A 24,119-nucleotide genomic window follows, 5' to 3' on the forward strand; every position below is an offset into this window, starting at 1 on the left:
TCCGTCCTTCGGAGGTCTCTTCGGAGGTCACTGCGGGGGGCGCTGCGGAGGTCACTGTGGAGGTCGCCTCACAGGTTGGTGAGGTCCGCCGGGATCCTCGCCTCGCACCCGTCCCGCAGGACCGTGGCCTCGATCAGGCCGTAGGGGCGGTCGGCGGCGAAGTACACGGCTCCGTCGGGGGTGTCGTTCTTCAGGCCGAAGGGGGTGAGGTCGACCAGGAAGTGGTGCTTGTTGGGCAGGGAGAAACGGACCTCGTCGATCTCGCTCCGGTTGTCTATGATCCGCGCGCCCATCTGGTACAGGGTCTGCTGGAGCGAGAGCGAGTACGTCTCCGCGAACGCCCGGAGCATGTGCTGCCGCACCTGCTCGTAGGACGTCTCCCAGTCGGGCATCTCCCCCGCTTCGTCGGTCCAGTTGAAGCGCCAGCGGCCGGAGACCTCGGTGGCGAGGATGCGGTCGTGCGCCTCGGGCAGGGTCGTGTACTTGTCCTTGACGTAGCCCCAGAACTCGGAGTCGGTCGAATTCATGACGGTGAGGTCCTTGAGGCCGGAGAGGACCTCCCACGACGAGCCGTCGTAGGTGATCTGCGCCAGCCGGGTCTCCTGCCCCGCGCGGACGAAGGAGTGCGCGCCCTCGCCGCCGTGCTCGATGCGCTCCCAGGCGTACTCCTCGATGCGTATGCGGGCCCGCTGGATGGCCGGCTGGGAGGTCACGAAGTGCCGGGCCAGGTGGATGCCGAACTGCTCGGCGGACTCGATGCCGTGCTCCTTGGCGAACGCGTACACCGTGTTCTTGGTGGTGTCCGTCGGCAGGACGTTCGCGTTCGAGCCCGAGAGATGGACCTCGGCCATGTCGCCGGAGAGCGACACGGACACGTTCAGGTCCTTGATGTGGTGGGTGGCGCCGTCCCGAGTGATCTTGACGACCCGGTTCTCGGCTTTGCCGTACTGGTTCGGTCCCAGGATGGGCATGGGTGCTAGCTCCCTCGGTATACGGAGTAGCCGAACGGGTTGAGCAGCAGCGGTACGTGGTAGTGCTCACCGGGTGTCACCGCGAAGGTGATCACGACCTCGGGGAAGAACACGGCACCGCTGTCCCGGTTCGCGGGGGCGTCCTGCTGCGCATCGGCTTGCTTGTTCACGGTCTGTGCGAGGTACGGCTCGACCTCGAAGTGGAGCCGTACGTGGGTCGTGCCCTCCGGCGGCGCCGGGAGGTCCTTGCAGCGGCCGTCGGCGTCGGTCGCCGAGCCGCCGAGTGCCTGCCAGTCGCCGTCGCGTCCCGTACGGGCGGCGAGGTGGACGGCGACGCCCGCGGCGGGGCGGCCGACGGAGGTGTCCAGGATGTGCGTGGACACCGAGGCGGTCGTGCTGGTGCTCATGACGGGGCTTCCTCTTCCACTTCGACGAGCCGGGCCAGGCGAATGCGGTTGATCTTGCCCAGTTCGGAGCGGACGATCTCGCGTTCCCGCTCCGGCACGTTGCCGATCCGCTCCCTGAGCGCGTCGCGCATCTGTTCTCCGGTGCGGCCGGTGGCGCAGATCAGGAAGACATGGCCGAACCTCTCCTGGTACGCCAGGTTCAGTTCGAGCATCTCCGCCCTGAGCCGGTCGGAGGCGCCGGCCATCCCGTGCTGTTCACGGGCGGAGGTCGGGTCGCCCGGCTTCGGGCGGCCGATCGGCGGGTGCCCGGCCATGGCCTCCGCGAGATCCCGCTCGGTCAGCTCGGCCATGGCTGCGTCACTGGCGGTGAGGAGTTCCTCGACGGTGGTGTACGGGCGAGCGGCGAGGACTCTGCGTCCCCAGGCCGCCGAGGCGCACGCCTCGTGGAGCGCCGCGGTGGCCGCGGGCTCCTCCAGGGTGTTGAAACGGGCGAGGCCCGGTGCCGAAGAACGCGAGATCACGGGAGCCTCCGTTAGCCGTGGTGCTGGACTGGCTACGGCAAGCTAACGCCTCGCGACGACATTGCGTCAACAGTTTGTTGAAAAATCGCGGTTACGGGCGGCCCCTCAGAGGCATTCACGAGGCGCCGGAGCCGCCGGGAAGCCCTCAGGACCCGGAAGTCCTCAGACCCCCTTCTCACGGTTGAGGTAGTTGTAGACGGTGAAGCGGCTGACGCCGAGCGCGCTCGCGACGGTCTCCACGCCGTGGCGCACGGAGAAGGCGCCGCGCGCCTCCAGTGTCCGTACGACCTCCTGCTTGGCCCTGCGGTCGAGGTCCGCCAGCGGCCGGCCCTTCTGTCGCTCCATCGCGGCGAGGATGTGGTCCAGGGACTCGGCGAGCTGCGGCAGGCGTACGGCGACGACGTCGGCGCCCTCCCAGGAGAGGACCACGTCGTCGGGGCCGGCCTCGTCCGGCGGCAGCATCAGCCCGCCCATGGCGTCGACGAGCGGCTTGACGGCCGCGACGAAGGGTTCGTCACCGGCGCGGGTCACTCGCCGTTCTCCCCGAGCACGTTGATCTGGAGCGAGATCCGGGTGGCGCCCGACTCCAGGGTCCGGCGCAGCAGGGCGTCCACGGCGGTGAGCACCGCGTCGGCACCCCCCTCCGCCGTGTTGCCGAACGGGCCGACGTCGACCGCGTCCAGTGCGGCCGCCTCGACGACCTCACGGGCCACGAGCGCGTGCGCCGGGGCCTCGTCCAGGTCGAAGGGCTCGGTCGTGAACTCCACTCTCAATCGCACGGGCACAACCTAACGCGCGGCGCCGTTTTCCACCGAGCCCCCTTGACAAGCCTCGAAGACCGACGGCACTCTTCCATTAGGCAGAAACAAAGTTCCACAATATGGAAAATGGAAATCGGTACGGAAGGGAGCGCCGGAAGCCCCATGGGATTCGCGGAGCAGCGCTACACCGTCAACCTGTCGATCCTCTTCACGGAACTCCCGCTCCTGGAGCGCCCCGCGGCGGCCGCCGCGGCCGGCTTCACCGCGGTCGAGCTGTGGTGGCCGTGGGTCGACTCCCCCACCCCCGCGCGGTACGAACTGGACTCCTTGCGAAGCGCGTTGCAGGGCGCGGGTGTGCAACTCACCGGGCTGAACTTCTACTCCGGTGTCCTACCGGGTCCGGACCGGGGCGCGCTGTCGGTCCCGGGCGAGGAGTCGGAGAGGTTCCGCGCCAACATCGAGGTGGCCGCGGCCTTCGCCGAGTCGGTCGGCTGCACGGCGCTCAACGCCCTGTACGGCAACCGCGTCGACGGGGTGGATCCGGCGGAGCAGGACGCGCTGGCCCTGCGCAACCTGGTGGCGGCGGCCCGCGCGGCCGACCGGATCGGCGCGATCCTGCTGATCGAGGCCCTGAACCGGGTGGAGTCGCCGCGGTATCCGCTGGTGTCGGCCCCGTCCGCCGTCGCTGTCGTCGACCGGGTCGACGAGGCGTCGGGCCTCGGCAACGCGCGCTTCCTGATGGACCTCTACCACCTGTCCATGAACGGCGAGGACCTGCCGCGGGTGATCGCCGAGTACGCCGCGAGGACCGGCCATGTGCAGATCGCCGACAACCCCGGTCGCGGCGCCCCGGGCACCGGCACCGTCCCGCTGGAGGACCTCCTCGACCAGCTGGCCGAGGCCGGTTACGAGGGCCTGGTGGGCCTGGAGTACAAGCCGGGCGACCGCCCGAGCGCCGAGACCCTCGCATGGCTCCCCCGAGCGGCCCGCTGAGGCCCCGCCGTCGCAGGCCCGTCCCGCGGGCGTGGCCCTCCCCGAAGACGCAGCAGAGCAGTCAGAGAGGCACCCTCACCATGAGCAATCTCCCCAAGGTCGCGTGGATAGGTCTCGGCATCATGGGTTCCCCCATGTCGGAGAACCTGATCAAGGCGGGTTACGACGTCACGGGCCACACCCTGGAGCAGGACAAGCTCGACCGGCTGACCGCCGCCGGCGGGACCGCGGCGGCCTCCGTCGCCGAGGCCGTGCGCGACGCCGACGTGGTCGTCACGATGGTGCCCGCCTCTCCTCAGGTCGAGGCCATCGCGTACGGCCCCGGCGGCGTCCTGGAGAACGCCAGGCCCGGCACGCTGCTGATCGACATGTCGTCCATCACCCCGCAGACCTCCGTCGACCTGGCGAAGGCCGCGCGGGAGAAGGGGATCCGGGTGCTCGACGCCCCGGTGTCCGGCGGCGAGGCGGGCGCGGTCGAGGCCGTGCTGTCCATCATGGTCGGCGGCGAGCGGGCCGACTTCACCGAGGCCGAGCCGGTCTTCGAGGCGCTCGGCAGGACCGTCGTGTTGTGTGGTCCGCACGGCGCCGGGCAGACCGTGAAGGCCGCGAACCAGCTGATCGTCGCCGTGAACATCCAGGCGTGCGCCGAGGCCGTGGTCTTCCTGGAGAGGTCGGGCGTGGACCTGGCGGCGGCGCTCGACGTCCTGAACGGCGGGCTCGCGGGCTCGACCGTGCTGACCCGCAAGAAGGACAACTTCCTGAACCGCGACTTCCGGCCGGGTTTCCGCGTCGACCTGCACCACAAGGACCTGGGCATCGTCACCGACGCCGCCCGCGCCGTGGGCGCCGCGCTGCCCGTCGGCGCCGTGGTGGCCCAGCTGGTCGCCTCACTGCGCGCCCAGGGCGACGGCGGCCTCGACCACTCGGCCCTGCTGCGGGCCGTGGAGCGCCTCTCCGGCGCCCGGGTCTGAGGCCGGCACCTCCCCGAACTTCCGGTCCGCGGCGGCGCCGACATCTGTCCTGTCGCGCCCAGGCGCCGCCGCGGGCCGGAACCACCGTCCGTCCTACGCCGACTTCCTGAGCGGCGTCGGCGGCGCGTCATGAGGCGCGTACGCCGCCTGACGGTGGGTGAGGGCCCGGCCGAGGTCACGGGGGCGCGCCGGGCTGCGGGAACCGCACGATCCGGCGATCGACTTCCAACATTCCCGAACGGCGTCCGGTCCCTGATGGTCACCCATCAGCCACCGGACGCACCGCCCGCGACCGTTTCCGACCGACCCGGATGAGGGGTGGGTGTCGGACGCGCGCGGGCAGGGCACGGACCGCGGCGGCGTGCACGCCAGTGCGGTGGTGAAGGCTCCGGCCCGCGTCTCGACGTGAGGGACGCGAAACCGGCGCCGACGCATCCGCCGCGGTCCGGGCCCGGCACGGCGAGCACCGGCGCACCGGCCCGGTGGGAGCCGCCGAGGACCGGCGCCGCCTGCGCGGTGCCGGTCCTCGGCGGCTCCCGGCAGGTGGTCGACGGACCGCGCCCGCGCCGACAGCGGTTCGGTCCGACGACCCGATCACGGACGACGCCGTCGTCCTCCTGCCTACGCAAGCGTGCGTAGGCCGTCTACGGAATCCTCAAATCAACCTCTGAACCCGTGCGTGGGGGCTTCAACTACCAGTGAGGCAGGGCACATTCTCGTCACAGGAGGCCCGCCGGCACGGGGGCGGCGGGCCTCCACGGGGGAAGCCTCCACGGGGGAACGCGGAGGCACGGGGGAAACGCACGGGGGACCACGGGGGAAACGGGGGGCCCGGGGATCGGGGGAGACCCGGGGTGGCAGGGGGAGGCCCTGCGGCGGCACGACAAAGCGGCTCGCGTCCAGCGGGGTCGCGCCGCCGCAGGGCCTCCCCTCGTCGCGCTCACGTCCGCCGCCCGCTCTCGTACTCACGCTGTGCCGAAGGGGGCGGCCCACCCCCCGGATGAGCCGCCCCCCAGCCGCGTACGACCTCTCAGACCCGCAAGGACCTGATCGACGTGGGCGCGTGGCCCGGCTCCGTCGCGATCTCCTCGAACTCCACCACGTCGCCGATGTCGTTGGTCGTGGACATCGCGATGTTGGTGACGCGCTCCAGGATCGCCTCGACGACGACCGGCACCCGGTACCGGGCCGCGAGCTTCTTCGCCTCTTCGAGGGCGGCGCCCAGCTCGGCCGGGTCGGTCACCCGGATCGCCTTGCAGCCGAGCCCCTCGGCGACCTTCACATGGTCGACGCCGTAGACGCCCAGCTCGGGCGAGTTGACGTTCTCGAACTCCAGGTTGACCTGGAAGTCGATGTCGAAGGCGCGCTGGGCCTGGCGGATGAGGCCCAGGTAGGAGTTGTTGACCAGGACATGGATGTACGGGATGCGGTGCTGTGCCCCGACCGCCAGCTCCTCGATCATGAACTGGAAGTCGTAGTCGCCGGACAGGGCGACCACCGACGCCTCCGGGTCGGCCTTCGCCACGCCGAGCGCGGCCGGGACCGTCCAGCCGAGCGGGCCCGCCTGGCCGCAGTTGATCCAGTGGCGCGGACGGTAGACGTGCAGCATCTGGGCGCCGGCGATCTGGGAGAGGCCGATGGTGGAGACGTACCGGGTCTCGGGGCCGAACGCCCTGTTCATCTCCTCGTACACGCGCTGCGGCTTGATCGGGATGTCGTCGAAGTGAGTACGGCGCTGGAGGCGGGCCCTGCGGTCCTGCGCGCCGGCCGCCCACGCGGAGCGGTCCGGCAGGAGGCCGTCCGCCTTCAACTCCCGTGCCACCGTGACGAACAGCTCCAGCGCGGCCCCGGCGTCGGACGCGATGCCGTAGTCGGGGGCGAAGATGCGGCCGATCTGGGTGGGCTCGATGTCGACGTGGACGAACTTCCGTCCGGCCGTGTAGACGTCCAGCTTCCCGGTGTGCCGGTTGGCCCAGCGGTTGCCGATGCCGAGGACGAAGTCGGACTCCAGGAAGGTCGCGTTGCCGTAGCGGTGCGAGGTCTGCAGACCCACCATGCCGGCGTTCAGCTCGTGGTCGTCGGGCAGGACGCCCCAGCCCATGAGCGTGGGCACCACCGGAACACCGGTCAACTCGGCGAACTCCACGAGGAGTTCGGCCGCGTCGGCGTTGATGACACCGCCACCGGCGACGATCAGCGGCCGCTCCGACGCGTTCAGCAGCCCGATCGCCTTCTCGATCTGGGCACGGGTGGCGACCGGCTTGTAGACCGGCAGCGGCGCGTAGGTGTCGGGGTCGAACTCGATCTCGGTGAGCTGGACGTCGATCGGGAGGTCGACGAGGACCGGTCCGGGGCGTCCCGAGCGCATCAGGTGGAAGGCCTGCTGGAACACTCCGGGAACCTGCGCGGCCTCCAGCACGGTCACGGCCATCTTGGTGACCGGCCCGGCGATGGAGGCGATGTCGACCGCCTGGAAGTCCTCCTTGTGGATCACGGCCGTGGGTGCCTGGCCCGTGACGCAGAGGATCGGGACGGAGTCGCCGGTCGCCGAGTAGAGGCCGGTGATCATGTCGGTCCCGGCGGGCCCGGAGGTGCCGAGGCACACGCCGATGTTGCCGGGACGGGTGCGGGTGTAGCCCTCGGCCATGTGCGACGCGCCTTCGACGTGCCGGGCCAGGGTGTGCTGGATCCCGCCGGCGGCCTTCAGAGCCGCGTAGAAGGGGTTGATCGCCGCTCCGGGGACACCGAACGCGTCACGCACACCCTCACGCTTGAGGATCTCGACTGCCGCGCGGGCAGCGGTCATACGAGCCATGTGCTCACTCCTGCTTCAGCTGCCGGACTCACTCCCGTCGCGCCCCGCGGCGAGCACTTCCGTCATTCCGTCAGTGACCTTTCCGCTCTTGTTCCGTAATGCGGAAAAGTTTTTCTGCTATCTGGAATCAGATTAGAAGGGGCGGCAGGGAGCGTCAAGGGCACGGGCAGCGCCGATCCACCCGTGCGTCTCGGGGTGTTTCCCTGCCGCACCGGCCCCTGCTGGAGGACGATGAGGAGGCGTTCTCGGTGCGGCTCGGGTGGTGGGGTGGGGATCATGAGCGAGAGCATGGCGGTGCGGTGCCCGGACTGCGGGCGGGAACACCAGTACGCCGCGCCGGCCTACCCCTGCGCGTGCGGCACCCCGGTCGCCCCGCCCCTGAACCGCCGCGGCACCCCCACCTCCGTCACCCACCACACCTGGGAGGAGGACTGGGTCACCGTCCGCTGCGGAGGCTGCGGCCGCGCCGGGGAGTGGCCCCGTCCGGAGCTGGGCTGCGCCTGCGGGACCGTGCTGCGCGTGCCCGTCGCCGGCACCCTGCCCGCGCCGAGCCCGGGCGGCGCCCTCGGCACCGCCGGAGCGCCCGCCGGTCCCCGGGCGGCCTTCCGGCCCTTCACCATCCGCACGGCCCGCGACGCGGTCACCGCCGTCGCCCTCTATCTGCGCTGGCTGGGCTACCGGGACATCCGGCGCGCCGACCAGCGCCAGCCGTCCGGGATCGGCCTGGCCGCGCGGGGCGTCCTGGCCCAGGTGGACCCGTCGGTCCGCCCGGCCTCGTCACGTGATGTCGAGTGCCTGTGGCTGACCGCCATGACGGAGTCCACCGGCTGCCTCTACTTCTCCCTCGCCGGGTACGGCGAGGACGCCCGCGACCGCGCCGACGGCCTGGGCGTCTGCCTGTTCGTCCTGGACCTCACGGGCACCCCGCAGCCGGTGAACGGCGCGGCGACGGAGCTGGCCGCCCTGGGTGCGGGGGCCTGAGGCGGCGCTCGCGCGCGGCGGCTATCCGGCGGCGTACCGCTCCCGCAGCTCGATCTTCCGCACCTTCCCCGACACCGTCATCGGGAAGGAGTCGAGGACACGGAGCGCGCTCGGGATCTTGTAGTGCGCCAACTGTCCTTCGCAGTAGGCCCGTAGCTCCTCCAGGGTGAGCGGTTCGGCGCCCTCGTGCGGGATGACGCAGGCCAGCACCTCCTCGCCGTACCGCTCGTGCGGTACGCCCACCACCTGGACGTCGGCGATCTTCGGGTGGCCGTACAGGAACTCCTCGATCTCGCGCGGGTAGATGTTCTCGCCACCCCGGATGATCATGTCCTTGATCCGGCCGACGATCTCGACATATCCGTCCTCGCGCATGGTCGCCAGGTCGCCGGTGTGCATCCACCGGCCGGGGTCGACGGCCTCGGCGGTCTTCTCCGGTTCCTCCCAGTAGCCGAGCATCACGCTGTAGCCGCGGGTGCACAACTCCCCCGCCGTGCCGCGTGGTTGCGTCACCCCGGTCACCGGGTCGACGACCTTCACCTCGATGTGCGGCAGGACGCGGCCGACGGTGGCGGTGCGGTGTTCCAGGTCGTCGTCGCGCCGGGTCTGGGTGGAGACGGGCGAGGTCTCGGTCATGCCGTAGCAGATCGAGACCTCCCTCATGTGCATCTCGGTGACCACCCTCTTCATCACCTCGACCGGGCAGGGCGAGCCCGCCATGATGCCGGTGCGCAGGGAGGAGAGGTCGTACGCGCCGAAGTCGGGGAGGTTCAGCTCCGCGATGAACATGGTCGGTACGCCGTACAGGGAGGTGCAGCGCTCGCGCTGGACGGCCTCCAGGGTGGCCTTCGCGTCGAAGGACGGGGCAGGGATGACGACGCAGGCGCCGTGCGAGGTGGCCGCGAGGTTGCCCATCACCATGCCGAAGCAGTGGTAGAAGGGCACGGGCACACAGATCCGGTCCTGCTCGGTGTAGGCGAGCGACTCACCCACGAAGTAGCCGTTGTTGAGGATGTTGTGGTGGGAGAGGGTCGCCCCCTTGGGGAAGCCGGTGGTGCCCGAGGTGTACTGGATGTTGATCGGGTCGTCGCAGGACAGGTCCTCGAACGGCACCGGTGTCCCTCGCCCGATCAGCGCGTCCCAGCTCGGGTCCCCGATGTAGACGGTCTCCCGCAGCCTCGGGCAGCGGGTGCGCACCTCCTCGACCATCGCCCGGTAGTCGCTCGCCTTGTGGCTGAGCGAGGCGAAGAGCAGGGACACGCCCGCCTGGTTGAGGACGTACTCGACCTCGTGGGTGCGGTAGGCCGGGTTGATGTTCACCATGATCGCGCCGATGCGGGCGGTGGCGTACTGGACGAGCACCCACTCCGGACAGTTGACGGCCCAGATGCCGACCCGGTCGCCCTTGTCGACGCCGCTCGCGCGCAGCGCGTACGCCAGCGCGTCGACGTCGGCGGCGAACCGGGCGTACGTCCAGCGGCGGCCGGACGGCAGGTCGACGAGCATCTCGCGGTCGGGCCAGGCCGCGACCGCGCGGTCGAGGTTGACACCGATGGTGTCGCCGAGCAGGGCGGTGCCGCCGGTGCCGTGGGTGTAGGACAGTTCGCCGCTCACTTGTAGTCCTCCTCGCGGTACTCCGCGTCCGAGCCCGCGGCCGTGGCCTCGCGCAGCTCGATACGGCGGATCTTGCCGGACACGGTCTTCGGCAGGTCGCCGAACTCAAGGCGGCGGAGCCGCTTGTAGGGGGCGAGGACGGTCCGGGAGTGCTCGAACAGCAGCTTCGCGGTGTCCGGGCCCGGCTCCCAGCCGGCCGCCAGCACGATGTACGCCTTCGGCACGGCGAGCCGCAGCTCGTCCGGCGCGGGCACGACGGCCGCCTCGGCGACCGCGTCGTGCTCCAGCAGGGCGCTCTCCAGCTCGAAGGGGCTGATCTTGTAGTCGCTGGCCTTGAACACGTCGTCCGCGCGCCCCACGTAGGTGATGTAGCCGTCCTCGTCGCGGGAGCCGATGTCACCGGTGCGGTAGAAGCCGCCGGCCATCGCCTCCGCCGTACGGTCCGGGTCGCCGTGGTAGCCGGTCATCACACCGACCGGGCGGTTGGAGAGGTCGAGGGCGATCTCTCCCTCGTCGGCGCCGGGGGCGCCCGAGACGGGGTCGAGGAGGACGACCTTGAAGCCGGGGCCCGGCCGGCCCATCGAGCCGGTCTTGAGTTCCTGGCCGGGGCTGTTGGAGACCTGGACGGCGGTCTCGGTCTGACCGAAGCCGTCGCGGATGTCCACGCCCCAGGCGCGGCGCACCTGCTCGATCACCTCGGGGTTGAGGGGTTCGCCGGCGGCGACGACCTCGCGGGGCGGGGTCCTCAGCTGGGTGAGGTCGGCCTGGATCAGCATCCGCCACACGGTCGGCGGGGCGCAGAAGGTGGTGACTCCCGCGCGGTCCATCTCCGACAGCAGCCGGCCCGCGTCGAAGCGGGTGTAGTTGTGGATGAACACCGTCGCCTCCGCGTTCCAGGGGGCGAAGAGGTTGGACCAGGCGTGCTTGGCCCAGCCGGGCGAGGAGATGTTGAGATGCACGTCGCCGGGCTTGAGGCCGATCCAGTACATGGTCGCCAAGTGGCCCACGGGGTACGACACATGGGTGTGCTCGACCAGCTTGGGCCGGGCGGTCGTGCCCGAGGTGAAGTACAGCATCAGCGGGTCGGAGGCGTTGGTCGGCCCGTTCGGCTCGAACCGGGCGGGGGCCGCGTACGCCTCCTCGTACGGCCGCCAGCCGTCCATCGTGCCGCCGACGGTCGTCCGGGTGTAACGGCCGGGCACGTCCGCGAACTTGGGGGCCTCCTCGGCCCGTACGATCACGTGCCTGACCCGGCCGCGCTCCACCCGGTCGCGCAGGTCGGCGGGGCCGAGCAGCGGGGTGGCGGGGATGACGACGGCCCGCAGCTTCATCGCGGCGAGGGCCGTCTCCCACAACTCCGCCTGGTTGCCGAGCATGACGAGGATGCGGTCGTCGGCGCGGACGCCCCGGTCCCGCAGCCGGTTGGCGACCCGGGACGAGCGCTCGGACATCTCGGCGAAGGAGACCTTGGTCTCGGTGCCGTCCTCCTCGACGATGTGCAGCGCCGCGCGGTCGTTCCCGCGTGCGATCACGTCGAACCAGTCGAGCGCCCAGTTGAAGTACTCCGGGCGTGGCCAGGTGAAGCCCTCGTAGGCCGCGGCGTAGTCCTCACGATGGGCCAGCAGGAAGTCCCGGGCCGCCCGGAACTCGTCCGTGGCGCTCGTCCTCGCCGACATGTGTGTGTCCTCCTCATTGCCGGACCGTTGCCTGACATCGTGTAATGCGTGATACACGTCTCACCACCCCCGAACGGGGGTGCGTCGCGCGGAAGGGGTGAGTTCGTGGCATCCGATCCCTCGGATCCCCTCGGGACGGTCCGGCCGGAAAAGGCGGACCTGCGGAGCGCTCTGCGCGTCCTGCGGCGGTCCACCGGGCTGCCGCTCGCCTTCGCCGGGCTGGTCGAACCCGGCTCCGGGCGACTGCGCATCAGCGAACTCCAGGGCCACAGGACGGCCGCGCTCAGCGGTCTCGCCGTGCACTCGGGCAACGGCCTCGGCGGCAGGACGCTGGCCCTGGCCCGCCCCTGCTGGGTGACCGACTACTCGCTGTCACGCCAGATCAGCCACGAGTACGACGCTACGGTCGCCGCCGAGGGCATCCGCTCCGTCCTCGCGGTCCCCGTCGTCGTACGGCGCCAGGTGCGCGGGGTGCTGTACGGCGCCCTGCGCGCGGCACAGCCGCTGGGCGACCGCACGGTGGGTGCCGCGCTGGACGCGGCGCGGGACCTGGAGCAGGCGCTGGTGGTGCGGGACGAGGCACGAAACCTGCTGGTCACGGCCCAGACGACCGTCGAGCACGGGGACTCGGCCGGGGCGTGGGAGGAGGTCCGGGAGGCGCACGGGGCGCTGCGCGCGCTGGCCCCGCGCATCGACGATCCGGCGCTGCGGGCGGAGCTGCTGCGGGTGTGCGGACGGCTGGCGGGCGCGTCCGCCTCCGGCGAGGAGGCCGCCGGACCGGCCGTGCCCGCCCAGGGCGGCGGTGAGCGGATCGTCCTCACCGCGCGTGAGGTGGACGTGCTGGCCTGTGTGGCGATGGGCGCGACGAACGCGGTCGCGGCGCGACGGCTGGGACTGCGTCCGGAGACCGTGAAGGCGTATCTGCGGTCGGCCATGCGCAAGCTGGGCGCGCACACCCGTCTGGAGGCGGTGGTGGCCGCCCGGCGGGCGGGGCTGCTGCCCTAGAACTCCGTCCCCGGCGGCCCGGCGGGGGCTCGTCGGGCGTGGTCCCGTGCCCCGACGGGGGCGTTGCGCAGCTCGGCTTTCATGTAACGGGCAGGTGAAATTCCCTGTGCCGTACCCTTCCTGTTATTTCCCACACCAGGTCTACGTGCCGAAATTCAAAGACCGGACGCCTAATATTGGCCCGGACACGACACTCGAGGGGAGCGGTGGCCCGTGCGACGGGAGTACAAGGAGCCTGGGAGACCCCGCCCCGACCTGGTCATTGGCCGGGAGGAGCTGTTCACGGCGGCTCGTGAACAGCTGGCGCGGGGCGGCAGCGTGCTCGTGCACGGCTCCGCGGGTATCGGGAAATCGACGACCCTGCGCGCTCTGGCCGCCGAATACGAGGAATCGGCACGAACGGTCCTGCGCTGCTCGGCCACCGAGTCCGAGTCGCATCTGCCGTTCCTCGCGCTGACCGATCTGCTCGGGCTGGTCATGGACGAGGTGTCCGAGCAGCTGCCCGCGCCGCAGCGCACCGCGCTGGAGTCCGCGCTCACCGGCCGTGGCGAGTCCACCCTCCAGCGCGACGGGCTGGCGCTCCGGCTGGCCGTGCTGTCGACCCTGCGCGCCCTGGCCGCCAAGGGCCCGGTGCTGATCGTCGCGGACGACCTCCAATGGCTGGATCCGGCCAGTGTGGAGCTGCTCGGGTTCGCCGCGCGGCGGCTGGGCGAGCTGCCGGTGCGCATGCTGTGCGCCGTGCGTACCTCGACGGACCCGCACGGTCACGAGCAGGACAAGTATCTACGCGCGTCCCCGCCCGACACCCTCGCCCTCCGGCTCACCCCGCTGTCGAGGACGCACGTCGCCGAGCTGCTGGAGCACCGCGGCCACACCGGTCTGCCCCGCTCCGCCGTGCGCGACATCCACCGCACCAGCGGCGGCAACCCGCTCTTCGCCCTGGAGCTGGGCCGTGCCCTCGCCGACAGCCCGACGCCGCCGCGTCCCGGTGAGCAGCTGCCCGTGCCGACCTCGCTGCGGACCCTGGTCCTGAACCGGCTGGACATGCTCTCGGCCGAGGCCCGCCGCACCCTGCTCGTCGCCAGTGCCGGTGCCCGGCCCACGGTGGCGCTGCTGCGCGCCGCCGGGCGGGAGAACGCCGAGGCCGAGGCCGCGCAGGCCGTCGAGCTGGGGCTGCTCGCGCCGGAGCGGGAGGGTCCGGGAGTACGGTTCGCGCACCCCCTGGTGTCGGCCGCGCTGTACGCCGAGGCGACCGCCCAGGAGCGGCGGGCCGCCCACGCCGCGCTGTCCACCGCCGCCGTCGACCCCATCGAGCGGGCCCGGCACCTGGCGCTGTCCACGCACGGCGCGGATCCGCTGGTCGCCGCGCGGCTCGGCGAGGCCGCGGCCGTGGCCCGGGACCGGGGCGCGCCCTCGGTCGCCGCCGAGCTGGGGCTCCTCTCGGCCCGGCGCACCCCGGCGGACGCCACACCGGGGCCCGACGAGCGGCGGCTGCAGGCCGCCGAGGACGCGCTGACCGCCGGGGAGAACGACCTCGGCCGGGACATCGCCCGTGAGGTGCTGAGCCGGGCCACCGAGCCCGCCGAGCGGGTCCGGGCCTGGATGGTGGTGATCGACGCGGCCGGGCAGTCGCTCGCCGAGGTCGACGCCGTGTACCCGCAGGTCCTCGCCGACGCGGGCGACGACCCGCGGCTGCTCGGCCTGGTCCGCTACCAGCTGGCCTGGCGCGCCCTGGTCCTCGAAGGCGACTTCGCGCAGAGCCGGGAGGAGGCCGCCCGGGCCGCGGAACTGGCGGCGCGGGCCGAGGACCGGCGCACCGAGCTGCTCGCGCTCTCCTTCCAGGCCCAGACCGAGATGCTGATGGGCCACCCGGACGCGCCCATGACGATCAAGCGGGCGCTGAAGGAGCCACAGGACCCGCAGCTGGCCTGCCACCACAACGGGGCGGGCGCGACCCGCTTCCGCTGGCTGATGATGAGCGACCAGCTCGGCGAGGCCCGCGCGACGATCACCTCGCTGCTGCGCGAGGTGCGCCGGCGCGGCATGGTCGAGAGCGAGGTGCACTACGTGCGCTTCCTCGCCGAGACCGAGTTGCGCTCCGGGCACTGCGGCCGGGCGCTCGACCTCGCCCGTGAGGGCTATGTCCTCGCCCGCGACTCCGGTATCGGCGAGGGCGCGTCCGCCATGCTCACCTCGCTCGCGGAGGCCGCCGGCGGCGATGTGGAGCGGGCCCGGGCGCTCGCCCGCGAGGCCGCCGACCGCGCGGAGCAGGACGGCGACCTGATGTACCTCTCCCGCGCCCTGGGCGCCCTCGGGCACGCCCAGCTGGTCGCCGGGGACGCGCCGGGCACGGTGCAGTCCCTGCGCCGCGTACGGGAGTTGGAGGACGGCCTCGGCATCTACGATCCCGCGCGCGGCCGGTGGCACGGCGATCTCGCCGAAGCCCTGGTGCGGGTGAACGAGTTGACGGAGGCCCAGGACGTCATCGACGTCACCCGACAGCAGGCGCTGCGGCTCGGCCGGGAGAGTGTGCTCGCCGTCCTCGACCGGGCCGAGGCGCTGGTGCGCGCGGCGCGGGGTGAACAGGACGCCGCCGTACGGCAGTTGACATCGGCGCAGGACCGGCTGGCCAAGCTCGGCTACGGTCTGGAGGAGGCGCGGGCCGCGTTCGCCCTCGCGGGGCTGCGCGCCCTTCCTCAGGGGCCGGGCCTCGCCCGGCCGGGGGCGGCGCCGGCGTCCGGGCCCGGTTCGTACGACGAGGCGTCCCGGCTGTTCCGCCGCTGCCGTGCCCTGCCGTGGCTGCGTCGGGTGGAGGAGGCCTCCGTCGCCCCGGCGCCCCCGCAGCAGCCCGCGATCGCACCCTCGGCGCTGGACGCCCTCGCCGTGCTCGCGGCGACCGAACGACAGGTCGCGGAACTGGTCATGGAGGGTGCGACCAACCGGGAGATCGCCGGCCGGCTCTACATCAGCGTGAAGACGGTCGAGGCGACACTGACGCGCGTCTACCGGAAGCTGGGCATCCGGTCGCGTGTGGACATCGTGCGACTGGCGGCGGGACACCGTACGAACTGACCTCCCCGGGACCGGCTGACGAGCCCCTCCCGGGACCTGGGCCCTGTCGTCGCGTCCCCGTCCGCCGCGCCTCGGCGGGACCAGGTGCGCGCAGCGACCTTGCGGCTCCAGCCTAGGCTCAAACCCCGGCCCGGGTCATCGAGGGTTTTCCCTTCCCAACTCCCTTAGGGGGATCCCCCCTTGGGAGGGGATCGCTCCGGCTCCTATTTTTTGTGACGTGCCGCACGCCAGGGCACACAGACCGGCCCGCCGCCCCCGCTCGGCTCCCCCGAGCGGGGGCGGCACCGCAGGCTCTGTGCTCCACCCCCCCACCCGCGCGTCCCCCACCGGCAACTCCCCCCTGAGGAGAACCATGTTCGGGTTCAACCGCGTCAAGAAGTCGATGGTCGCCGCCGCCGCCACCGCTGCCGCCGCCGCGGCCGCGCTGCTCACCGCGCCGGGCGCCGTCGCCGCTCCCCAGCCCATCGTGGGTGGTACGACCACCACCGCGAGCGCGTACCCGTACGTCATGCAGATCACGAACGCCTCGCAGAGCCAGTTCTGTGGTGGCACCCTCGTGTCGCCCACCAAGGTGATCACCGCCGCGCACTGCATGGTCGGCAGAACCACCTCCAGCACCCGCGTCGTGGGCGGCCGCACCTACCGCAACGGCACCAACGGCACGGTCAGCACGCTCAGCAAGATCTGGATCCACCCGAACTACAACAGCTCCACCATGACCAGCGACGTGGCCGTGCTGACGCTCGCCGTCGCGCAGCCCTACACCACGGCGTCGTACGTCAGCGCCTCGCAGACGGGCGTCTACGCGGCCGGCACCACCGCCCGCATCATCGGCTGGGGCACCACCTCCTCGGGCGGCTCCTCCTCCAACCAGCTGCGCACCGCGACCGTCCCGGTCGTGGCCGACTCGGTCTGCGGCAGCTCCAGCTCCTACGGCTCCGAGTTCGTGGCTAGCTCCATGGTTTGCGCCGGATTCTCCTCCGGCGGCGTCGACACCTGCCAGGGCGACAGCGGCGGTCCCCTGATGATCGGGGGCGTCCTGGCAGGCATAGTTTCCTGGGGTTACGGCTGCGCCGACGCGCAGTACCCCGGCATCTACACCCGGCTGACCACCTTCTCCAACACGGTGGCCGCGCAGATCGCCTCGTAGCCGAGGCCCGGCGCGCGCCGACGGACTCCCGGGGTACGCCCCCGGGAACTGCCAGGGGGCGCCGCGAACCTGCCACGAGCGGTTCGCGGCGCCCTCTCTCCATGCGTGGGGCGGGCGCCCGGCTCACGTGGCCGCGATGGCTCAGCGGATCACGTGGCGACCGTGCCGAAGCGGATCACGTGGCGACCGTGCCGAAGCGGATGTCGCACGGTCCGTCGCCGGGCAGGGTGCGGAGCGTCCGCTCGGCCTCCTCCACCAGGTCGGTCCGCTGTTGCCCGGTGAGAGCGCCGAACGGTTCCAGCGTGAGGAGGTGCCCGTCGAGCTTCCACACACCGGCCAGGAACCCGTCGACGAGGAAGGTGCGATAGGCCTGGTTCCCCTGCCAGGAACGGCCCTTGAGGTCCGGCGGGACCACACGGGAGCGGTCGGCGTGGGAGAGGAGCAGGTTGTCGAACTCGGGGAGCAGCCGGGGCGGCGCCGGGGTCTCGGGGTCGGGGCGAGGCGCGTCCGGGAGGTCGAAGAGTTCGGTGCCGCGGTCGTCGCGGAAGACCAGCAGCTCCGGTCGCAGCCGCTCGAACGCCTCGCGCAGGCGGGTCACTCCGGCCCAGGCCTGCATGTCCTTCACGGAGGCGGGCCCGAAGGCGGCGAGATAGCGCCGGACGACGGTCTCGGGCGCGGGGGCCTGCTGGGCGGGACGCCCGAGCCAGTGCTCGGCGGTGGTCAGGGCGACCTGTCCGCTCCTGCCCCACAGGCCGCGCGGGGTGACCTGCACGAGCGGCAGCCGGCAGCGCGCGGCGAGGCCGAGGGCGAACGGGTCGGCGTCCGGCCACTCCACGATCAGGGCTTCGCGCAACTGCTTCAGGGTGCGCGGCTCCTCCTCGACGAGTTCCCGCGCGATCGCCTCCAGCCGCTCCAGGTCGACCCCGGCCAGCCCCTTGCGGAACATGTTCAGCTCCCGCTCCCGGGCCGGCTGCACCAGCGGCCGCAGGGAGAGGCAGTCGTCGGCGGTGTGCGTGTGGATCGTGGACCGCATGGTGACGATGCGCACGACGTCCCGGTCGGCCATCAGCGCCGACAGTTGCTCGGGCGCGAAGCCGTCCAGCCGGGCGGCGAGGGCGTAGTACGGCGGCCGTACGTTCTGCGCCTGGAGCCCGAGGAGGTGGGTGATGGCGGCGTGGGCGGACATGGGCGGGGGTGTGTGGCCGCCGGTCGCCCGGGCGGCGGCCTCGGCGGACACGGGCGCCCGGTGCAGCAGGAGCTGGCGGGCCAGGGTCGCGCGGTTGAGGGCCTGGGTGCCGAGCCGGGGGGCGGTCTGGGTCGCCTTGTTCGTCATGCCGCGCACGCTAGCGGGAGTTGCGGACAGCTTCCGTCCGCGATGGTCTCGACGCGCGCGCTCCGTGTTCGCGGCGATCTGCTCCTCACCGGGCGCAGCGGTGTGCGACGACGCGCTCCGTGCTCCCGCCGCCGGGCATGCCGCGGCACCCGTCCACGGCCCGCGACGCCGTCACCGCCGCGTCTCCCGCGTCGCGTCGTCCACCCCTCACCACCCCCGCGCCGTTTGCCCCGTATATCCTGCTCGTTGATCGCACAGTCGTACGTGACGCGCAACTCGGAAGGCATCCACGATGGCCGATCGACGCGCACGCCGGGGCTCGGAGAGCGCCGGCCCTGCCCCGAGGGGCGGCCGGAAGTCCGGCTGGCGCCGCGCCCTGCCCCCCGCGTCGGCACCACCCGCCCCGCCCGCGACCCCGAGCCGGGAACCGGCGGCGCCGACCCCGGCCGAACGGGCGGCCAGCGTGGTGGAGGCGGCCCTGTACCAGGACGGCGTACGCGTCTCCTCCCCCGCCACGCTCGCGGACACCTTCCGCGAGCTGCGGGAGGCGCCGGCCGGGATGGCGTGGATCGGCCTCGCTCGCCCGACCGAGGGCGAACTCCTCTCCCTGGCCGCCGAGTTCGACCTCCACCCGCTCGCCGTCGAGGACGCGATGGAGGCCCACCAGCGTCCCAAGCTGGAGCGCTACGGAGACACCCTCTTCGTCGTCCTGCGCGCCGCCCGCTATCTCGACGCCTCCGAGGAGGTCGACTTCGGTGAGCTGCACGTCTTCGTGGGGCCGGACTTCGTCATCACGGTCCGGCACGGCGCGGCACCGGACCTGTCGGCCGTCCGCCGCCGCATGGAGGACACCCCGGAGCTGCTGAAGCTCGGCCCCGAGGCGGTCCTCTACGCCATCCTCGACGCGGTGGTCGACGGGTACGCGCCCGTCGTCACCGGGGTGCAGAACGACGTGGACGAGATCGAGACGGAGGTCTTCCGCGGCGACCCGGAGGTCTCCCGGCGCATCTACGAACTCTCCCGCGAGATGGTGGAGTTCCAGCGCGCCACCCGCCCCCTCGTCGGCATGCTGCACAGCCTCATGGCCGGCTTCGCCAAGTACGAGACGGACGACGAACTCCAGCGCTACCTCCGCGACGTCGCCGACCACGTGACCCACACCAGCGAACGGGTCGACGGCTTCCGCCAGGCCCTCACCGAGATCCTCACGGTGAACGCCACCCTCGTCACCCAGCAACAGAACGCGGAGATGCGGGCGTTGGCGGAGGCGGGCTTCGAACAGAACGAGGAGATCAAGAAGATCTCGTCGTGGGCGGCGATTCTCTTTGCCCCCACGCTCGTGGGAACTATCTACGGCATGAACTTTGAGCACATGCCGGAGTTGGGCTGGAGCTTCGGATACCCCTTCGCGATCTGTCTGATGGGGGTTGTTTGCGTGAGTTTGTACGTGATTTTCAAGCGGCGGGACTGGCTCTAGGGTCAGGCGATCGCACCTCCAGTCACTGACTCTGTTTACTCTCGCATCTCTCGAAAATGGCGCCGTAACCGGCTTTGGGGAGCCGCTGGGGAGAAGTGATGCGGGTGATCTCCTCGCCCTACCTCCAAAGAGCCCCTGACCAAGCCTTTTGCGCACTTGCTGCCGCTGGGGAGAATCCGGGGAGAAACGAATGACAGCCCCCGCCTCGGATTTTTCGGCAACTGGCCCGCATGGCTTCCTGTTCGGCACCCCCGCGCGACATCACCGCCGCTGCAGCCACATCACAGACAGTGAGAATTTTCGGCTGCCCCTGTTCGCCGACGATCCTGTCCAGTCCACCTTCCCTGCGTTGTTCTGCGGGACGTGTTGAGCCCTTCGTATGGTTCATCCACCCGGGGGCGTCGGGTGTGGCTTTCAACCTTCTGCCACTTGTGGCTTTCATCGATTGGCCGCCCGATGCCCCACGACGACTCGGCTGCCAATTAGGAATTGCGAATGATCGCTCCGTAGGGAATCGACAGCGAGGTCGTCCGTCGGGAGGCACCAGCACCACACCGTACGGAGGCACCACATGGCCGCGATCTGGACCGGCATCGACGCAGGCAAAGCCCACCATCACTGCGTCGCGATCGACGAGAGCGGCCGCCGGCTGCTGTCGCGACGCGTCGCCAACGACGAACCCGAACTACTCGAACTCCTCGCCGACGTCCTGGCCCTGGGGAACGAGGTGACCTGGGGCATCCACCTGGCCGACGGCGGAGCCGCCCTGGCCATCGCTCTCCTGGTCAACCACGACCAGCCGGTCCACTACATCTCCGGCCGGGCCATCCACCGCGCCTCCGAGAGCTACCGCGGCGAGGGCAAGACCGACGCCAAGGACGCCGCCGTCATCGCCGACCAGGTCCGCCTCCGCCGGGACCTGCACCCCTTACGCACCGGCGACGACACCGTCATCGATCTCAAGATCCTCACTGGCCGCCGCATGGACCTGGTCGCCGACCGGACCCGCACCGTCAACCGCCTCCGTGCCCAGTTCACCGGCATCTTCCCCGGCCTGGAGCGGGCCCTGGACCTCACCAACACCGGCCCGCTCACCCTGCTGACCGGCTATCAGACCCCCGCAGCCATTCGCCGGATCGGCGCCAAGCGGCTGGAGACCTGGCTGCGCAACCGCCACGTCGTCCGCCCCGACCGGCTCGCCGAAACCGCGGTCCAGGCCGCCGAACGGCAACACACGAGCCTGCCCGGCGAGAAGCTGGCCGCCACGTTGGTACACACCCTGGCGAAGGAAGTGATGAGCCTCAACCAGCAGGTCGCCGAGCTCGACAAGGCCATCGAGGCCCGGTTTCGCGACCACCACACCTTCGAGGTGATCACCAGCATGCCCGGCCTGGGCATCATCCTCGGCGCCGAGTTCCTGGCAGCCACCGGCGGCGACATGACTGTCTTCCGCACCGCAGGCCGCCTCGCCGGCTTCGGCGGCGTCGCCCCGGTGCCCCGCGATTCCGGGAAGCTGAGCGGGAACCTGCGCCGCCCGCCGCCCGCAGCGATACAACCGCCGCCTCCAACGCGTCTTCTGCACCTCGGCGTTGTTCAGCATCCGCCACTGCGAGGAATCCCGGCGCTTCTACGATCGCAAACGTGCCGAGGGCAAGCGCCATACCCAGGCCGTCCTGGCTCTCGCTCGCCGCCGCGTCAACGTCCTCTGGGCCCTTCTGCGCGACGGACGGCGCTACGAGCCAGCTCCGCCGGCAAGGGCTGCCGCACAGGAAGGGACGCGACACGCTGCGCGCGGCCAGTTGGCCTGACCGACCCCGTCAGACCAGGCAAAACTCGTTACCTTCCGGGTCTGCCATCACCACGTGATCCGGCCTGCCCTGCAACTCGTCCTCACGGACCACGGTCGCGCCCGCAGCGGTCAACCGCTCCACCGCCTCGACCACGCGCGGCCAGCGCACCTCCCACGGGGTTTCACGGCCGCCACCAACTTGCACGTCGATATGCAGCCGGTTCTTCGCCACCTTCGGCTCCGGCACCTTCAGGAAGGACAAGGTAGGGCCCACGCCGTCCGGATCTGAGAGGTACGCCCCGTCATCCCACTCGTCCTCCGGAACCTCATGATGCGAGAACCACTCCTCCCAGCTCCCGAACCCTGCGGGCGCGGGCTTCTCCTCGTAGCCCAACGCCAGCGCCCAGAACGCGGCCAGTTTCCCCGGGTACGCGCAGTCGATCGTCAAGCTCCACTTGGTCGCCATGAGCCCTCCCCAGTCGGATGAACGGACTGTACCGCGCACCTCCGACACCTCCTGCCCGCTACCTCAAGCGTGCGCCGCGGCTTGACGAACGGCATTGGGAATCGATGACGGCCAGCTGTACGGCTGTAGGTCTTTTCCATCGGAAGGTACGGTGGCGGCCGCTTCCTGCGACTGAGAGTCCGTCCGTTCCCGCACCGCCCGTTCCCGGGCATCAGTACACACAACACGCACCGACAAAAGAGCAGGTCGAGACCTTCGCGAGTTGGTGCGAGGGTGGCCACACACTCCATGTGATGCGCCATCGGAAAGGTGTGGAGCGCCCCGCGACCTGATCGACGTGTTCGCAGCCTCCCGCCGCTGGACCAATGCCGAGCTCGAAGAGTTCGGCCGCCGCCACGCCCGCGGCCGCTTCGAGCGCGAGGACCTCCAGGCGAACCTCACCGGCGCCGAGTGGACCGACGACGAAGCCTTCACCGCCTACGGCCTCGACGGCGCCACGATCACCGCTCTACGCGCCTGGGCCGTGGAATGGGCCGACGATCTCGCGACGCGTCTCCTCGAAGAGTCCGGTGACCCCGACATCGACTGATCACACTCGGGCGGGAATCCCTCTGGCAGATACCTCCGTGCCAGCGGATCGGTTGCGAAGCTTCCGAGGGCCCTCCGAGCTTCTGCGAGACGGTGCGCCGGTCAGTGACCGAGCGCAAGCATCAGGAACGCCGCGGTGATCGCCGGCAGCAGCAGGACTATGGCGTACCGCACGCAGCGGTTCTTGGCTCGGGCGATCCTGCTGGTCTCTCTCAGCGCACGGAGTAGCCGGGGGTGAGGATCCGAACCGTCCCTCCTGAGCCCAGCCGACAAATCGGCGCGCGTCTCCGCACGCACCACGTCTTCGTAGTATGCGAGGAGGCCGCACCCCTCTCCGGCTCGTGCCCCACGGCGCGGGGCGAGAGCCAGGAGGAGAAAGACCAACGCCCCGGTCGTGGTGGTCGCTGCCGTCCACCACAGGGGAACGGCCCACACGGCATCAAGGGGACGCCGTACGAGAAAGAATCCGAAGAGTGTTCCCCCTGTAGCCAGAAGAATGGCCGCCTTGCCGTCAGCCCGCCCGATCTCCAAGTAGTTCTGCGCGATGAGTTCTCGCGACAGAACCACCGCGTGGTCCGTGTCCGAGGCATGGCGTTCGGGCCGGGTCCTCAACCGGGCGGGGCGAGACGACAGACCCCTTGTCACGGCGTCCCTCCGTGAAAGCCGTTCGAGCCGCTGCGCGGTACACCCGTGTCATCCAGCCCGCGCAACACCTCCTCACCCTGGGGTACCCCGACTTCGCCGAGGAGGCGTGCCAGGTTCACCCCGACGAAGCCCCGGTCCTCCTTCGTCAGCCCCTGGAGCGTTGCGGCCAACGTCCGCTCCCATCCATCCCGCTCGGTGAGCAGCTTGTCGTGTGCGACCGTCCAGTCGAGCACCTCCCTGGCCTGGTCCGGGTGGTGGAGCAGCCAGAGCGCCGCCAGACCGACCGGCCCACCGGCAACCACCTCGCGGTAGAAGCGGTACGCCTCGCGGTGGGCCTCACCGAAGCCCGACGGAAGGAGGAGTTCGGCCGGATGACTCGAAGCCGGCAGAAGGCCGGCTGGAGGGTCCAGGAACCAGTAGGTCAGACCCGACCCGTCGATGCTCCGTGGCTGGCCAGGGGGCACGACCTGAGTCGTCCCGTACAGAATCGGCGGCTGTCGAAGGGGATCAGAAGCACCCGGCAGTCCGCCACTTCCACGGACGTCCTGGTCGATCAGCCGGCACGCGGTGTCCTCCGTGAGGCCACTACGCGCCGCGACCACCGGGTTGCTGACCTTCCAGGCGACTTCGTAGCGTGCTCGCGATGGGGTGGATGTCGCGGGGTCCCGGCGTGGCACCTCCACCACGGTCCGGCGTTCCGCCAGCGAGACCCACCCGAACGAGTCGAACTCCCACCGGAAGGCGGTCCGGAACGACGGTCGGGGGTACCCCCAGAAGTCTCCGCCTCGAGGGGGTTCGAGGCGGTCCCCCTCCTGATCCGAGAGGAAGACCAGCGCGCGATCCGAAGTCGATCCGAACCGCTGCCGCAACAGCTGCCGGACCGG

The 24,119-nt window shown here is 71.1% G+C and carries 19 protein-coding genes and 2 pseudogenes; 9 read left to right on the top strand and 12 right to left on the bottom strand.

Features of this window, described 5'->3' with window-relative positions; genetic code table 11:
* Positions 1–68: 68 nt before the first annotated feature.
* From pucL to ACWCRJ_RS07075, 5 genes are all read right to left on the bottom strand, one after another.
* A complete protein-coding gene (pucL, locus tag ACWCRJ_RS07055) occupies positions 69–971 on the bottom strand; it encodes a factor-independent urate hydroxylase (protein WP_450938329.1) in 903 nt (300 codons plus the stop codon).
* Positions 972–976: 5 nt separating this feature from the next.
* Complete coding sequence (gene uraH / locus ACWCRJ_RS07060) at positions 977–1,378, bottom strand: hydroxyisourate hydrolase (protein WP_450938330.1); 402 nt, start codon at positions 1,376–1,378, stop codon at positions 977–979.
* Positions 1,375–1,899: a 2-oxo-4-hydroxy-4-carboxy-5-ureidoimidazoline decarboxylase gene (uraD, locus tag ACWCRJ_RS07065; RefSeq protein WP_450938331.1), complete on the bottom strand. Its 525-nt coding sequence runs from the start codon at positions 1,897–1,899 to the stop codon at positions 1,375–1,377. Before uraD ends, uraH begins: the two co-directional genes overlap by 4 nt.
* A gap of 162 nt (positions 1,900–2,061) precedes the next feature.
* Positions 2,062–2,430 (bottom strand): helix-turn-helix domain-containing protein, encoded by a 369-nt coding sequence (locus ACWCRJ_RS07070; protein ID WP_450938332.1) that lies wholly within the window; start codon positions 2,428–2,430, stop codon positions 2,062–2,064.
* Entirely contained in the window at positions 2,427–2,678 is a 252-nt protein-coding gene (locus tag ACWCRJ_RS07075) for a hypothetical protein (protein WP_450938333.1), read from the bottom strand. Before ACWCRJ_RS07075 ends, ACWCRJ_RS07070 begins: the two co-directional genes overlap by 4 nt.
* Before the next feature lie 144 nt (positions 2,679–2,822).
* Here ACWCRJ_RS07075 and ACWCRJ_RS07080 point away from each other — a divergent pair, with 144 nt between their 5' ends.
* Together ACWCRJ_RS07080 and ACWCRJ_RS07085 are read left to right on the top strand one after the other, a co-directional pair.
* Positions 2,823–3,653: a TIM barrel protein gene (locus ACWCRJ_RS07080; RefSeq protein ID WP_450938422.1), complete on the top strand. Its 831-nt coding sequence runs from the start codon at positions 2,823–2,825 to the stop codon at positions 3,651–3,653.
* 80 nt (positions 3,654–3,733) lie between these two features.
* Positions 3,734–4,624 (top strand): 2-hydroxy-3-oxopropionate reductase, encoded by an 891-nt coding sequence (locus tag ACWCRJ_RS07085; protein ID WP_450938334.1) that lies wholly within the window; start codon positions 3,734–3,736, stop codon positions 4,622–4,624.
* Between the two features lie 1,030 nt (positions 4,625–5,654).
* Here ACWCRJ_RS07085 and gcl read toward each other — a convergent pair.
* Positions 5,655–7,439 (bottom strand): glyoxylate carboligase, encoded by a 1,785-nt coding sequence (gene gcl / locus ACWCRJ_RS07090; RefSeq protein ID WP_450938335.1) that lies wholly within the window; start codon positions 7,437–7,439, stop codon positions 5,655–5,657.
* A 276-nt stretch (positions 7,440–7,715) separates the two neighbouring features.
* Between gcl and ACWCRJ_RS07095 the strand changes: the two genes are divergently transcribed.
* Positions 7,716–8,420, top strand: coding sequence for a hypothetical protein (locus ACWCRJ_RS07095; protein WP_450938336.1), 705 nt, complete (start codon positions 7,716–7,718; stop codon positions 8,418–8,420).
* Positions 8,421–8,441: 21 nt separating this feature from the next.
* Here the strand turns inward: ACWCRJ_RS07095 and ACWCRJ_RS07100 are convergent, their stop codons facing one another.
* Positions 8,442–10,034 carry an AMP-binding protein gene (locus ACWCRJ_RS07100; RefSeq protein WP_450938337.1) on the bottom strand — a complete coding sequence of 531 codons (1,593 nt, stop codon included), beginning with the start codon at positions 10,032–10,034 and terminating at the stop codon, positions 8,442–8,444.
* Positions 10,031–11,710 carry an AMP-binding protein gene (locus ACWCRJ_RS07105; protein WP_450938338.1) on the bottom strand — a complete coding sequence of 560 codons (1,680 nt, stop codon included), beginning with the start codon at positions 11,708–11,710 and terminating at the stop codon, positions 10,031–10,033. Before ACWCRJ_RS07105 ends, ACWCRJ_RS07100 begins: the two co-directional genes overlap by 4 nt.
* 105 nt (positions 11,711–11,815) lie before the next feature.
* On the opposite strand from ACWCRJ_RS07105, the gene ACWCRJ_RS07110 reads away from it, so the two are divergent.
* The 3 genes from ACWCRJ_RS07110 (at position 11,816) to ACWCRJ_RS07120 (ending at position 16,937) form a co-directional block, all read left to right on the top strand.
* A complete protein-coding gene (locus ACWCRJ_RS07110) occupies positions 11,816–12,715 on the top strand; it encodes a response regulator transcription factor (protein WP_450938339.1) in 900 nt (299 codons plus the stop codon).
* A 213-nt stretch (positions 12,716–12,928) separates the two neighbouring features.
* On the top strand, positions 12,929–15,787 hold the full coding sequence (locus ACWCRJ_RS07115; RefSeq protein ID WP_450938340.1) for a helix-turn-helix transcriptional regulator: 2,859 nt from the start codon (positions 12,929–12,931) through the stop codon (positions 15,785–15,787).
* 352 nt (positions 15,788–16,139) lie between these two features.
* A complete protein-coding gene (locus ACWCRJ_RS07120) occupies positions 16,140–16,937 on the top strand; it encodes a S1 family serine peptidase (protein WP_450938341.1) in 798 nt (265 codons plus the stop codon).
* A 175-nt stretch (positions 16,938–17,112) separates the two neighbouring features.
* Here ACWCRJ_RS07120 and ACWCRJ_RS07125 read toward each other — a convergent pair whose 3' ends face one another.
* Complete coding sequence (locus ACWCRJ_RS07125) at positions 17,113–18,270, bottom strand: winged helix DNA-binding domain-containing protein (RefSeq protein WP_450938342.1); 1,158 nt, start codon at positions 18,268–18,270, stop codon at positions 17,113–17,115.
* Positions 18,271–18,562: 292 nt separating this feature from the next.
* Between ACWCRJ_RS07125 and ACWCRJ_RS07130 the strand changes: the two genes are divergently transcribed.
* On the top strand, positions 18,563–19,747 hold the full coding sequence (locus tag ACWCRJ_RS07130) for a magnesium and cobalt transport protein CorA (RefSeq protein ID WP_450938343.1): 1,185 nt from the start codon (positions 18,563–18,565) through the stop codon (positions 19,745–19,747).
* A 571-nt stretch (positions 19,748–20,318) separates the two neighbouring features.
* Positions 20,319–21,555: pseudogene (locus ACWCRJ_RS07135) on the top strand (IS110 family transposase).
* 9 nt (positions 21,556–21,564) lie between these two features.
* On the opposite strand, the gene ACWCRJ_RS07140 reads toward ACWCRJ_RS07135, so the two are convergent.
* Complete coding sequence (locus ACWCRJ_RS07140; RefSeq protein ID WP_037699363.1) at positions 21,565–22,002, bottom strand: VOC family protein; 438 nt, start codon at positions 22,000–22,002, stop codon at positions 21,565–21,567.
* A 313-nt stretch (positions 22,003–22,315) separates the two neighbouring features.
* Between ACWCRJ_RS07140 and ACWCRJ_RS07145 the strand changes: the two are divergent.
* A pseudogene (locus ACWCRJ_RS07145) lies at positions 22,316–22,591 on the top strand (hypothetical protein); the annotation flags it as partial.
* 101 nt (positions 22,592–22,692) lie between these two features.
* Here the strand turns inward: ACWCRJ_RS07145 and ACWCRJ_RS07150 are convergent.
* Complete coding sequence (locus tag ACWCRJ_RS07150) at positions 22,693–23,157, bottom strand: Pycsar system effector family protein (protein WP_450938344.1); 465 nt, start codon at positions 23,155–23,157, stop codon at positions 22,693–22,695.
* A gap of 74 nt (positions 23,158–23,231) precedes the next feature.
* Positions 23,232–23,699: a hypothetical protein gene (locus ACWCRJ_RS07155; protein WP_450938345.1), complete on the bottom strand. Its 468-nt coding sequence runs from the start codon at positions 23,697–23,699 to the stop codon at positions 23,232–23,234.
* Between the last annotated feature and the right edge of the window lie 420 nt (positions 23,700–24,119).

This window comes from Streptomyces sp. NPDC002324 (genome assembly GCF_053593335.1).

What these genes read in the sequence shown, in the direction of transcription:
- gcl (WP_450938335.1), bottom strand. Translation starts at nt 7,439, where the DNA reads ATGGCTCGTATGACCGCTGCCCGCGCGGCAGTCGAGATCCTCAAGCGT.
- ACWCRJ_RS07140 (WP_037699363.1), bottom strand. Translation starts at nt 22,002, where the DNA reads ATGGCGACCAAGTGGAGCTTGACGATCGACTGCGCGTACCCGGGGAAA.
- ACWCRJ_RS07125 (WP_450938342.1), bottom strand. Translation starts at nt 18,270, where the DNA reads ATGACGAACAAGGCGACCCAGACCGCCCCCCGGCTCGGCACCCAGGCC.
- ACWCRJ_RS07080 (WP_450938422.1), top strand. Translation starts at nt 2,823, where the DNA reads ATGGGATTCGCGGAGCAGCGCTACACCGTCAACCTGTCGATCCTCTTC.
- ACWCRJ_RS07130 (WP_450938343.1), top strand. Translation starts at nt 18,563, where the DNA reads ATGGCCGATCGACGCGCACGCCGGGGCTCGGAGAGCGCCGGCCCTGCC.
- ACWCRJ_RS07120 (WP_450938341.1), top strand. Translation starts at nt 16,140, where the DNA reads ATGTTCGGGTTCAACCGCGTCAAGAAGTCGATGGTCGCCGCCGCCGCC.
- uraH (WP_450938330.1), bottom strand. Translation starts at nt 1,378, where the DNA reads ATGAGCACCAGCACGACCGCCTCGGTGTCCACGCACATCCTGGACACC.
- ACWCRJ_RS07085 (WP_450938334.1), top strand. Translation starts at nt 3,734, where the DNA reads ATGAGCAATCTCCCCAAGGTCGCGTGGATAGGTCTCGGCATCATGGGT.
- ACWCRJ_RS07105 (WP_450938338.1), bottom strand. Translation starts at nt 11,710, where the DNA reads ATGTCGGCGAGGACGAGCGCCACGGACGAGTTCCGGGCGGCCCGGGAC.
- ACWCRJ_RS07095 (WP_450938336.1), top strand. Translation starts at nt 7,716, where the DNA reads ATGAGCGAGAGCATGGCGGTGCGGTGCCCGGACTGCGGGCGGGAACAC.
- pucL (WP_450938329.1), bottom strand. Translation starts at nt 971, where the DNA reads ATGCCCATCCTGGGACCGAACCAGTACGGCAAAGCCGAGAACCGGGTC.